This is a genomic window from Flavobacterium sp. FG19, from assembly GCF_057809475.1.
Genome location: NZ_JBMDKA010000009.1, coordinates 170028 through 181751, shown reverse-complemented (window position 1 = coordinate 181751; position 11724 = coordinate 170028). Strand labels below are relative to the sequence as shown.

The following is an 11724-nucleotide window of genomic DNA, read 5'->3' as shown; positions in this document are numbered from 1 at the left end:
GCGGTATTAGTAAAGACAAATTATATATCCCTGAATTGTTTTTGGTGATTCAGCTGCCAAATATCGTCTTTTCTCAGAGACTGTAAAAACAATTCGTTACTATTTCCTTCACCAAAATCATCAGTTGAAACAGACACTTTGTGAGAACCTATTTTAGAAAGAGCTTCTTCTATGCTTTCTTTTGAATAATCGGTATTTATAATATCGGCGTGAACAGCCCTGTTCTGCTGGCGGGTTCCTATATTAATGATTGGAATTCCATAATAAGGGGCTTCCCGAATTCCGGCACTGCTGTTGCCAATAATAAACTGACTGTTTCTTAATAATGTTAAAAAATATTCGAATCGAAGGGATGGGAAAACCCTAAATCTTTTTTGACCTTCGAGTCTTTTAAATTCATTAATAATATACTGGCTTCCTAAATCATTGTTTGGAAAAATAACCACATAATTGCGATTGTCCTGCAAAAGGCAGTCAACAAAAGTGACGGCATATTTTTTCATTGAGTCAAACTCTGTTGTAACGGGATGAAACATGACCAGCGCAAAATCATCAAACGGAATTTCATAATATTCCTTTACCGTTGGAAGAGCAGGTAAATTATTAGAAAACATAATATCAATATCCGGTGAGCCAATGGTAAAAATGGAGTCTTTGACCTCTCCCATCTGAAGCAGTCTTTTAGCCGCCTGTTTATTGGATACAAAATGCACATGACTGAGTTTACTGACACTATGACGAATTAACTCATCGACTGTTCCGGAAATTTCCCCTCCTTCAATATGGGAAACCAAAATATTGTTTAAAGATCCCACAATAGCTCCTGCGAGTGTTTCCACTCGGTCGCCATGTACCACAATCATATCCGGATTTATGGTTTTACAATAATTAGAAAGTCCTTCTATTGTTTTGGCCAAAGTTAAATCCATGGTGGTTTCATGGGTATGGTTTTCGAATGTAAACACATTTTTAAACTGACAGCGCTGAATCTCAATCAGGGTATAACCGTAGATTTCCTGCAGATGCATTCCGGTCACAAAAACAAAAACCTCAAAGTCCTGTTGTTCTTCAAGGGTTTCAATAAGTGATTTTATTTTACCGAAATCGGCACGTGTACCGGTAAGGAACAGTATTTTTTTAACTGCATTATTCAAAATCTGTAAAATCTAATTGCTCATCATTTTCAATATCCCTCGTGGCTGTTTTCCCCAATACATCATTAAAATGTTCTGCCAGGATCTTTCCGGTTCCAGGTCGTTTTACCCAAATATTTTCTTTAGACAAAACTTCTCCTTTTTTAACAGGCTTTATAGAACATACGGTCGCAAAAGCGAAATCAATAGTTACCTGTTCTTCCTGCGCCGGTTTTTTGGTTCCGCCTCTCATCTGTGCCATTTCGGCACTTGAAACAATCAATTCACCGCATGCTTTTTCATCCATACTGCAGACAATATCCGGACCTGTTCTCTGCATATGATCTGTAAAATGTCTTTCGAGAATACTGGCCCCAAGTGCTACGGCTCCCAGACAGGCATTATTATTCAGGGTATGATCACTTAATCCGAATACTTTATTCGGAAAAGCTTCGTGAAGTTCCATCATCGCACCAAAACGAACTAAGTGAATTGGTGTTGGGTATAAATTCGTGGTGTGCAGTAAAGCAACAGGAATATTATGTTTATCAAAAATGGCTGTGGCTTTCTGAACACTTTCTATAGTATTCATACCTGTACTTAAAATAACCGGTTTACCAAAAGAAGCAATATGTTCCAGAAGAGGATAATTGTTACACTCGCCTGAACCAATCTTATAGGCCGGAATATCAAATTTCTTCAGCCTGTCAGCCGCCGCTCTTGAAAAAGGTGTCGAAATAAAAATCATGCCTTTGCTTTCGACATAATTTTTAAGTTCAAGTTCTTCTGCCTCATTTAAAGAACATCTTTCCATAATTTCATAAATAGAAACATCGGCATTTCCCGGAATTACCTTTTTTGCAGCTCCCGACATTTCATCTTCTACAATATGAGTCTGGTGTTTTACAACCTCAACTCCTGCTCTGTGTGCTGCATCAACCATTTCTTTAGCTACTTGTAAAGAACCTTCGTGATTAATTCCGATTTCGGCAATAACTAAAGGTGGAAAATCCGGTCCTATTTTACGGCCTGCAATTTCTATGTATGGATTCATTATGTTTTGATTTTGGGGTTTTATTGTTTTTGGTAAAGATATTCCGCATACTCCCAATCTTCGGGAGTATCAATATCAACTTGTGCAAAAATATGATTTACTTCGAATGGAAAAGCATTTTCGGAAATAATAATATCAGTATGAATTAGTGATGCCTTAGTGATATACAAAAGTCCGTTTTCAAAAAAAAGCGGTTCCAGATCCTGGCTTCTCTGGCCTATTGTATAATTAAAGGGCTGGAATTTTTTATTTGTAATTTTTCCCAGTTTCTGATGGTTTCTGGAAACAGTAAACAAACTTTCTGCATTTTCACTTTTATATAGGTCAAAAGCTTCTCTTAACAGATTCTTCGGGCGCAGCGGATTGGTTGCCTGCAGTAACACAATATTTTCAATCTCCTCATCATTAAGAACTTCTAAAGCATTTTTTAGGGCCGAAACTGTCGGTTCTGAATCTCCGGAAAGAGAATCCGGCCTGTCGATAACTTTTGCTCCAAACTGCAGGGCCGTTTTTTTAATTCCGGCATCATCGGTTGAGACATACACCTCATCTATTACAGCACTGTTTTCTTTTGCATATTGAATGGAATGCGCCAATAAAGGCAGACCTCCCAAAAGTTTTATATTTTTTCCCGGCAGACGCTTGGAGCCTCCACGGGCAGGAATTATTGCAATGGTTTTCATACTATTCATTTTTTATCAAAGTTGATTTTGTTAAAAAACCAGCTCTGCCCCGCTGTCTTATTATTTTCTGTATTGGTTTTTCAATATAAACATAAAGCAGCGAGGACAGTATAATTAAAAAAATCAATCTTAGGAAAAAGACAATCGTGGGATCGCTTATCTGAGAATACTTATTGATCGTATAGGCGCTGAATAAGGAATAAACAGGATACTGCATTATATAGATTCCATAACTTATTTCACCTAAAAACACGAATCCTTTTTTCTGGAATAACTGGGTTAAAAATCCGTCATTTAAAGAGATTAAAATTAGTAACGGAATAAACAATACGGCAAGCAGACCATTATGAAAATTAAGCTGAAAAGGAAATTTTAAAGCCAGAATCACCAATGCGGCGAGCAGCAGAATCACAAAATCATAACTTCCTCTTTTATCTTTTAATTTCTGAATAAAATAAAGCCCAGCTAAATTACCTATTAAAAATTCGTTCAGATGCAAAAGAGGATTACTATACAAAATATCGTTTATGATTTCTATTTTCTTATGACCGTATAACGTATACAGTGTCTGAAATACCAACTGACTTATTATCCAAAATGAAATGATGTAAAAAGAAATCTTTTTGAATGATTTCTTTTTGTAAAAAAAATTGAACAGCAAAGGAAAAATAGCATAAAATACGAGTTCAACAGATAACGACCAGCCTGGTGAATTGTATGAAAGTACTTTGCCCGGAACCCAGGACTGAAGCATGAACAGATTTAAAAACAAACCTAAAAAATCAATACCTTCATTACGGGCTTTTAGAAGAACCATCCACAATAAGGCTAAAAAATACACGGGATAAATACGAGAAAACCTGTTTCTGTAATATTCTCCGGGTGCCAGAACCGATTTATCTTTATAAGCCACAATCATTAAAAATCCTGATAACATAAAGAAGTAGCTTACACATACATCTGCTCCCCGAAAAATAAAAGCAACGGTGTCGTGGTAAAGTATTGGACTTTTTCCTCCATAATGAAAAATAACAATTGAAACGGCGGCTAAAAATCTTGTAAATGTTAATTGTTCTATTCTCATTATTGTATGTTGTTGTTTTTTAATCTGGCTTTTGCATTTTCAATAATCGTATTCATTCCCTCGTTCCAATGTTCAAATGCATACAAATTATCAGGTACTTCTTCAGTTTCGTTTTTACCTTCCAAAAAATCATTAATAGCGTTTTCCCATTCTGAAACAAAATGCGGTCTTTCAATTAAACGGCCATATTTCCCATATTGGAGTACTTCAGGAACTCCTCCTAACGCTGAGGCAATACAATAATTTCCGCAATGGAGAGCTTCTATTAAACTTAATCCAAAACCTTCCTGGCATAGTGTTGGAAAAAGATAACAATCTGATACCTGATAATATTCCGGCAGTTTATCATTGTCTATTTTTCCTAAAAAAACCACTCCTTCTTTTTCTTCTTTTACAGTAGTCCCTATAACGAGCAGTTTTATATTTTTTTGAGGAGAATAAATATTCTGCCATGCCTCCAGGATTAAATGCAGTCCTTTCTTTGGCCTGTCCTGTGAACACCAGATAAATATTTTTTCATCATTAAATCCCAGCTGTTTTTTCAATTCAAGCTTTTTCTCGGAGGTGACTTTGCTAAATTTTTGGGTATCGATGCCATTATACAATATTGAACAATAACCGGGCATTGTACTTACTTGCTGCTTATGTGCTGTATAACTGTCATTAGTGAGTAAAACTATTTCGTCAATGTTTTCGTAGAAATCATTTTGGGTATACGGAGGATAACCATGATAAAAAAACTGTATGCAGCAGTTCTGATCAATTCCTTTATCGGCAAGATGCTTTTTAAGTGGTTTTACCATTCCAAAATCATCTATTAGTTGTATGATAAATTTTTCATTGGTATTAAGCAGTTTGTCAATCGCCTCCAGATACTCTGTTTTTCTTTTCTTTAAAAATTTACTTTGAAATTTATGCCATAACTTACGGGTAACAAAACTATATTTGATGTCGTTATATGGTTTTTCCGGTTTAGGACAAACGATACCATCTATTTTATGGTTTCCGGATAAATAATTTTTGTAAAGTGTAGTCCAGCTTCCAATTTTTGAAAATGGCAGAGGCGCCTGCGAAAGCAGAATGGTCTTTATTGAATTACTCATGGGTTGTTGTGTATTTAACCGCTTCCTCTTTAGAAAGTCCTTTCAGCCTGAGAAAGTAATTCCAGATTTTTTTTCTCGTTAAAAACTTTGGAAATATTTTGTTTTTAAAAAAATACCCCGCTTTTGAAGCTTTTACTGCAGACATCAAAACTGGTCCGGGAGGAAAAAAACTATTGGGTTCAATTTCTTCCAGTTTTTCTGTCATCCAGTCTTCTTCAACATTTCCCATATGACAGGTAAAATTATCTTCGGTAGAAAGCCTCCACATTCCTCTTTTTATTACCGGAATATCCAGTAGTTCAGCTTCACTATCGCCGCCCAGCATAAAATTAGAATGGGTCACTGTATTTTTTTCAAAAACCTCTTTCCGATACGTTGTCATAAAATGTCCGGCACCTGCAACGGCCCTGAAACCGGAATTGGTAACGGTTAAATATTTTTTTAAATTCACACTATTGTACATATCCGGATTTCCGACACTTACGGCAAATGCTTTTAAAGCGTCAGGGTTTTTAACGTTTGTAAATCTCAGTTTTTTGGAAAACAACAGTTCGAACCAAATATTAAAAGTATAATTTTTTAGAGATTTTGATGATGGCGTGGTACAAACTGCTCCAGTTTTAGGGAACTTCTCAAAAACAGTATAGGTTTCTTCCTGCCAATTATTTAAAAACAGTACATCGGCATCTGCAATAGTTATAAAAGGGAAATCGTGTCCTGTTATGCCTTTTAAAACCGAATTAAGTTTCCCAATATTGGAGGTATGGATCACTTCATGGACTTTTCTGGTTTCCAGAATTGAATTAAGATACTCTGCAATAGCTGCACTGCTTCCGTTATTAACAATGGTAATGTATGTTTTTGGGTGAACAGTCTTAAAAAGGGATTCGAGACAACACTGCAGTATTTTAAAACTATCTTTAAAATATCCTTCGGCCGAGGGTATATAAACCGGAACAACAATATGATGAAAATATTCCTGTTTAGATTTTACTTTATCTTTATGCGGGTTATAACCTACTCTCATTTAATGACAATTTAATTCTTTTTAAAGAATAGCAGATAGACAATCATTTTGATACTGTTTTTTCTTAAAAACCAGATTTTATCAATTCGGAATGCATTTTTTATCGTGGGCAGAAACTTATTTTTAACATGTCTCAGCTGCATATACACCAAACTTTCGCGCAATTTCTTTACTGTTTCGTTTGTAATAGTTCCCGTCTGAAACTCGTTCTTCAATGCTTTTTTCAGGTAAAGAGGCAAATCTACGTATTTATCGGTAGCATTCGATATATTTTGAGAGTGAACACGGTAATGTACCAGCGGTTCGTCGATATAATAGAACCTGGTATGAAAACTGCATCTGATCCAAAATTCGGCATCTTCTCCTGCGGGCGGCATTTCTTCATTAAAAAAACCTACTTTTTGAATCACTTCCTTTCGCACCATAGGCGTTGGAGTCATTAAAGTCCAATTTCCCATCATTCTTAAAGAAACATCACCATGTTTAACAAATGGATCTTTATGCCTGCCTATAGAAGCATTTAATAATACATTGTTTTCATCTATCAGGTCGCAATAACAGTGTACTAATCCGTAATCACTTTCTTTTTCAAGTATTTCAACCTGCTTTTGTAATTTATCGGCCAGCCAGATATCATCATCATCAACAAAGGCAATATATTGGCCTGATGCATTTTGTATTCCTATATTTCTGGGACGTGACGGGCTTCCTGAATTTTCTATCTTGAAATAGTGTACTTTTTCAAACTCCTGACATAACGTAAAATTATCATCTCCGGGCGTGCCGTCATCAACAACGATAATTTCAAAATCTTTGAATTCCTGATTCATAACACTTTCCAGTGTCATTCTCAAAAAATCAGTTCTTTTATAGGTAGGTATAATTACAGAAACTAACGGCGGCATCATTATTTTGAAATATAAAACGTATTATTTTTTTAAAATCTTTCTAACAGCAAACTTAAACAGCTTACAGAAGTAAATGAATACAAGATTTTTTGTACTTATAATTGATCTGATACTGGAAACATTTAAAAAATCTTTTTTATTGTTCCAGATATAATATCTGATGTAATGGTTTATAAATTGCTCGTACTGCTCTGTTCTTCCAAAATAGTTTAAGAATTTTGCTTTTTCATGATAAATCATTTCTAATTTGTTTTTACTTAACAAAGTGGTCGTTGATCCTTCATGTCTTCTAAAAAAATTTAAATTTTTATTTAAAAAAGCAAAGCTTTTATCCTGCAGCAAAAAGGACCAGAGAAAAATATCAGAACATTGTCTGTTTGTAAATATGGTGTCCGGAATTTTTGATTCGGGTTTTCTAAATACTGCCGAACTTCCATTGGTTATATAAGTGTTAAAAGGTAGCTGATCCAGAAAAATACTGGCGTCTATAATTTTATAGGCTTCTTTGTCTGTCTTTAAATCCTTCATTCTGTTTGCTGAATCGTATATTACCTCCTCATTTTCGACATATTTGCTTCCGCAAAAGGCTATCGCAGCTTCGTTGTGCCGGTCTAAAATTCCGACTAATTCTTCCAGAAACGTCAGCTCAGAATAATCGTCGGTTTCCGCAATCCAGATGTATTTTGTATCGGCAAGTGCTATTCCTTTCTGCCATGAATAGTATCCGCTTCCCGAATTTTCTGTATTTACAATAAATTGTTTTACTTTAAAATCAGGATTGTTTTTGAGAAATTCTTCAATAACGGCAACACTATTGTCTGTTGAGCAATCGTCTATGATTATGGCTTCCCAGTCTTTAAATGTTTGATTTAATATAGAGTTAAGTCTGTCCTGCAGAAAAACAGCATGATTATAACCCGGAATTATTACAGATACGACAGCCATTATTTTAAAATTGAATTCCAGGAATTAAGTATCGTATTTACTTCTTCACTCATACTATATTCTGAAAGGATAAAATCAGAAGCTTTTTTACCTTTGCTGATAAACAGCTGTTCCTCATTTTCATATTCGAGTGCAAGTCTCTCCAGTGTTTTGGCAAAATTAGTAACATCGCGGTCTTCTATCGGATAGCAGAAATCGTCTTTAAAAAACTCTTTCCCTCCTTTTCCGGTATATCCCACTACAATGCAGCCGCATGCCATGGCCTCTGCCGGCGGCATTCCAAATCCTTCCTTATGATTAAAACTTAAGAAAAAAGCAGATTCTTTTAAAGTTTGGGCCACTTCATTTTCATCCATTTTGTCAATAGCTTTATAGGTCCATCCTTTTAGTTTATCTCTAAAATGCAGAAGGTTTATAATTTGTACTGCATCTTCATTCAGCTTTCGGGGCATAAAGGCAATTTGTTTTTTCTTGGTCCCGGAATACGAAAAGACTTTTTCATCGATACCGTATTTAACACGGTAAAGAGGTACATCAGGAAATCCAAAACTCATATAATTTACAGCATCAACAGAAGCTACAATGATGGCTTTTATATTACTGTCTTTATAAGGATTGCTTTTATCTAAAAAATCAAAACCCCAGAAAGTATAATAACAGTTCTGATTGTAAATTACCTTTTTATTCTCTAAGAAAAACATATCGATTGCTTTACCATATACTTCGGGAAAAACAATTATATCTTCTTTATTTATAACCACTCCCTTATGCTGATAGCGGCTTATTAGATTTTTAATCTCTGAGAGGTGTTTTTTTACATTTAAAATACTTTTGAGTCCTCTTCTTTTTTTCTTCGCTTTGCTTAAAAATTGATCAATCTTATCCAATGATTGAAAATGATAGGCAACTTTCGTCTCATTTTTAAACCAGGTACATCTGAAACCTTCTTTTTTATGAAGAATAAAAGCCTCATACCCATTATGGTTTAAGATATCGACCTGACGGTACAGTTGTTTTATACCTCCTGCCGGTTCATTTAAATCCGGTGTAACAAAAAAGATTCTTCTCATATTATTTTCTGACTAATTTCTTTAGTCTTTTTATCGGGCTTATTACCTCTGTGATCTCTTTAACTGAAACTATTTTCAGAAGCTGAAAAATAGTACTGATGCGTTTTCTGTTTTTATCAAATAGAAAATTTCTTAAATAAAATATTCTTTTATTTTTTAAATACTGTCTGAATTTCTCCCGGTCAAATACTTCTGATGCATCGTTATTTTCTAATAATTTCCCGAATATCTCCAATGTTGTCTGAACATCTGAAAAAGAAATTTCAGATGAAAAATTCAAAGCTTTTTTTATTTGTGCCAACTCAAAAAATTTACTGATATTTAATTTATCCAGCATCAGCATCTGGCATTTAAAAATTAAAATCTCCTGTTCCTGTTTCCGGGCACTTGAGGTCTGATTTTCGTGAATTCTATAGTGAAGCAAAACCTCATCCAGATTAGCCAGCTTACCAAGAGTTACTAAACGGGTCCACAATTCATAATCTTCTGCCGGTTCATATCCCTGATCATAGTTATTTGCTGTCAGGACTTCTCTTCTCGCCATTACGGTAGGATGATAAAACGCTGCGTTAAAACATAATTGTATCTTTATCATTTCTGGCGCTGCAGGATATCTTGAGATGAAATTTTTGCCGATTATTTCAACAGCACTGCCGCATAAAATAATTTCCGGATTGTTTTCTAAAAATTGTATCTGGGTTTGAAATCGTTCCGGCATACTTATATCATCACCGTCCATTCTGGCAATGTATTCGCCTTTTGCCATTAAAACCCCTTGCCTTAAACTATTCGTCAGTCCGGTATTCTGCTCTTTTTCTACAATAATGATTCTGGGATCCTGATATGATTTTATAATCTCTAAAGTAGCATCTGAAGAGCAGTCATCGAGTATAATTAATTCAAAATCTGAAAAAGTCTGATTTAATATACTTTCAACAGCCTGTTTTATATACAATTCGCAATTGTAAACGGGCATTATAACGGAAATTTTAGGCGCTACGATTTCTTCCATAGGGATTGTTTCAATGACGAAAGAATTTTTCGAATATATTTTAAATTAACCTCACCGGACAAAAATTTACTAAAAATAATTTTCGCCCCTTTTACATACTCTCTGTTCCTTAAAAAATTAAATTCATTATGTACAACCCACGATCCTACCCATAAATGTACAGCATAACTTTCGGGTTTTATATATGTTTTATAATTAGCAACATCGTCGTTATTGAATGGCAGCGGATAAAAAAACTCTGGCGGATATACCGTAATCCCTTCGTATACTTGTATATCGACAGATTCTTTAAAATGATATTTCGCCCTAAAAAGATCGGTTATTAGTTTTGTAATAATAAAATCCCTCCAGTCAGTTTGAGGACCGGGAGTTATACTATTATATATAGAAAAACATTCTTTTATAAAGGGATGCTGTTTAACCGCGCCTATTATACCGCAGCTGATGATCTGAGCCTCTTCAGCCCCAAAAAAGCAGTCATGACTTAAAAAAACATCCAGAGGTTTTAAAAGCATCATATCCGTATCCAGATAAATTCCGCCATGTTCAGATAAAACTTTTAGTCTGACATAATCAGCTACAAAAGCCCATTTTTTTGCCTGGTATGCTTCCTGAACAAAAGGCGCACTTAAATCGGTATTTTTTTCATTCCATTCTATTATTGTAAAATCCGGACAATACTTTTTCCATGATTTTATACAATCTTTAATGAGTTTTGTTTTTCTCTTTTTCCCAAACCAGCAATAATGAATTGTCTGCGGTATCATTTACTTATAAGTTTTGAGATGATTTTATTGTATATAAAGGGCAGATATCGTTTATAAAAAGCGATTTTAAAAGTATACGGCAGTCCCGTATTATGGTTCTTCAGACTGAAATAGTTTCCATGATTTTTTAAAATCGAAATCCACAAATCAATAAGCCATTTGTAGTTAGAATCATATTTCAGTTTGATATTCAATTGTTTGTTAATATCCTTAATTACCCTGACATCTTCTTTAAACTTATTGATATTGACACCTTTGTTATTTTGTGTCACTGATTGGTTGTGTACCCGGATGATATTAAGCGGTTTTGCTATAAAAGCAACTTTTCCTGTTCTGAAAATATTTCCCCAAAACCACCAGTCGCCGCTGTATCTAAAATCTATGGGATAAAACTCGTCTCTTAAAATTTCTTTTTTAATTAGGGCTGAGCTGACATTGATCACCGGACATTTGTATCTTCCGTATTCTTTTAAAAGCTTAGATCCTTCTTCAATATAATCGGAATTCCATCTGTCACTTTCAAATGAATTCCACCATGCATTTAGTTGATACTGATCATTAATATAGAAGAAACTATTGGAATGTGCCATAACAGCATCCGAATTTTCCAAAACCGAAACGAGGTTTAAAAGAAAATCTTCATCTGCCCAATCGTCGCTTTCCGCAATCCAGATATATTTACCTGCCGCCATGTCAACGGCCTTTTTCCATAAACCAAAAGGAGTTCCGGAATTATTCGTATTCAGAAAAACATGAGCTGTTTTTTCGTGTCCTCTGTATTTCTCAATTATAGCTGTACTGGAATCTGCAGAACAATCGTCCAGTAAAATAAGTTCAAAATCCTGATAACTTTGCTTAAGAACACTTTCTATTCTTTGTTCGAGATAGGCTGCATGATTATAATTTGGAATAATCACCGTAACATTTTTCATTCTTTA

The 11724-nt window shown here is 34.7% G+C and carries 12 protein-coding genes; all 12 read right to left on the bottom strand.

The features are described 5' to 3' along the window. Positions 1–20: 20 nt before the first annotated feature. The 12 genes from neuC to ACODST_RS11515 are packed head-to-tail and all read right to left on the bottom strand — an operon-like array spanning position 21 to position 11718. Positions 21–1154 carry a UDP-N-acetylglucosamine 2-epimerase gene (gene neuC, locus ACODST_RS11570; protein WP_488932253.1) on the bottom strand — a complete coding sequence of 378 codons (1134 nt, stop codon included), beginning with the start codon at positions 1152–1154 and terminating at the stop codon, positions 21–23. Then, the gene (gene neuB / locus ACODST_RS11565; protein ID WP_488932252.1) at positions 1147–2187 is read right to left on the bottom strand and encodes an N-acetylneuraminate synthase; all 1041 of its coding nucleotides are present in this window, start codon (positions 2185–2187) and stop codon (positions 1147–1149) included. The genes neuC and neuB overlap by 8 nt, the downstream gene beginning before the upstream one ends. Before the next feature lie 20 nt (positions 2188–2207). Then, positions 2208–2870: an acylneuraminate cytidylyltransferase family protein gene (locus ACODST_RS11560; RefSeq protein ID WP_488932251.1), complete on the bottom strand. Its 663-nt coding sequence runs from the start codon at positions 2868–2870 to the stop codon at positions 2208–2210. Between the two features lies 1 nt (position 2871). Further along, positions 2872–3954: an acyltransferase family protein gene (locus ACODST_RS11555; protein WP_488932250.1), complete on the bottom strand. Its 1083-nt coding sequence runs from the start codon at positions 3952–3954 to the stop codon at positions 2872–2874. Further along, positions 3954–5057, bottom strand: a complete 1104-nt coding sequence (locus ACODST_RS11550) for a glycosyltransferase family 4 protein (protein WP_488932249.1) — start codon at positions 5055–5057, stop codon at positions 3954–3956. Before ACODST_RS11550 ends, ACODST_RS11555 begins: the two co-directional genes overlap by 1 nt. Further along, complete coding sequence (locus ACODST_RS11545) at positions 5050–6084, bottom strand: glycosyltransferase family A protein (RefSeq protein ID WP_488932248.1); 1035 nt, start codon at positions 6082–6084, stop codon at positions 5050–5052. The genes ACODST_RS11550 and ACODST_RS11545 overlap by 8 nt, the downstream gene beginning before the upstream one ends. Positions 6085–6095: 11 nt before the next feature. Then, the gene (locus ACODST_RS11540; RefSeq protein WP_488932247.1) at positions 6096–6992 is read right to left on the bottom strand and encodes a glycosyltransferase family 2 protein; all 897 of its coding nucleotides are present in this window, start codon (positions 6990–6992) and stop codon (positions 6096–6098) included. 21 nt (positions 6993–7013) lie between these two features. After that, positions 7014–7937, bottom strand: a complete 924-nt coding sequence (locus ACODST_RS11535; RefSeq protein WP_488932246.1) for a glycosyltransferase family 2 protein — start codon at positions 7935–7937, stop codon at positions 7014–7016. Next, positions 7937–9007: a glycosyltransferase gene (locus ACODST_RS11530; protein WP_488932245.1), complete on the bottom strand. Its 1071-nt coding sequence runs from the start codon at positions 9005–9007 to the stop codon at positions 7937–7939. Before ACODST_RS11530 ends, ACODST_RS11535 begins: the two co-directional genes overlap by 1 nt. A 1-nt stretch (position 9008) precedes the next feature. Next, positions 9009–10019 carry a glycosyltransferase family 2 protein gene (locus tag ACODST_RS11525; protein ID WP_488932244.1) on the bottom strand — a complete coding sequence of 337 codons (1011 nt, stop codon included), beginning with the start codon at positions 10017–10019 and terminating at the stop codon, positions 9009–9011. Continuing rightward, positions 10004–10786: a glycosyltransferase gene (locus tag ACODST_RS11520; protein ID WP_488932243.1), complete on the bottom strand. Its 783-nt coding sequence runs from the start codon at positions 10784–10786 to the stop codon at positions 10004–10006. The genes ACODST_RS11525 and ACODST_RS11520 overlap by 16 nt, the downstream gene beginning before the upstream one ends. Next, entirely contained in the window at positions 10783–11718 is a 936-nt protein-coding gene (locus ACODST_RS11515) for a glycosyltransferase family 2 protein (RefSeq protein ID WP_488932242.1), read from the bottom strand. The genes ACODST_RS11520 and ACODST_RS11515 overlap by 4 nt, the downstream gene beginning before the upstream one ends. Positions 11719–11724: the final 6 nt, after the last annotated feature.

Coding starts and splice junctions, on each gene's coding strand:
- neuB (WP_488932252.1), bottom strand. CDS start 2,187: ATGAATCCATACATAGAAATTGCAGGCCGTAAAATAGGACCGGATTTT.
- ACODST_RS11535 (WP_488932246.1), bottom strand. CDS start 7,937: ATGGCTGTCGTATCTGTAATAATTCCGGGTTATAATCATGCTGTTTTT.
- ACODST_RS11525 (WP_488932244.1), bottom strand. CDS start 10,019: ATGGAAGAAATCGTAGCGCCTAAAATTTCCGTTATAATGCCCGTTTAC.
- ACODST_RS11550 (WP_488932249.1), bottom strand. CDS start 5,057: ATGAGTAATTCAATAAAGACCATTCTGCTTTCGCAGGCGCCTCTGCCA.
- ACODST_RS11530 (WP_488932245.1), bottom strand. CDS start 9,007: ATGAGAAGAATCTTTTTTGTTACACCGGATTTAAATGAACCGGCAGGA.
- ACODST_RS11515 (WP_488932242.1), bottom strand. CDS start 11,718: ATGAAAAATGTTACGGTGATTATTCCAAATTATAATCATGCAGCCTAT.
- ACODST_RS11555 (WP_488932250.1), bottom strand. CDS start 3,954: ATGAGAATAGAACAATTAACATTTACAAGATTTTTAGCCGCCGTTTCA.
- ACODST_RS11540 (WP_488932247.1), bottom strand. CDS start 6,992: ATGATGCCGCCGTTAGTTTCTGTAATTATACCTACCTATAAAAGAACT.
- ACODST_RS11520 (WP_488932243.1), bottom strand. CDS start 10,786: ATGATACCGCAGACAATTCATTATTGCTGGTTTGGGAAAAAGAGAAAA.
- ACODST_RS11560 (WP_488932251.1), bottom strand. CDS start 2,870: ATGAAAACCATTGCAATAATTCCTGCCCGTGGAGGCTCCAAGCGTCTG.
- ACODST_RS11545 (WP_488932248.1), bottom strand. CDS start 6,084: ATGAGAGTAGGTTATAACCCGCATAAAGATAAAGTAAAATCTAAACAG.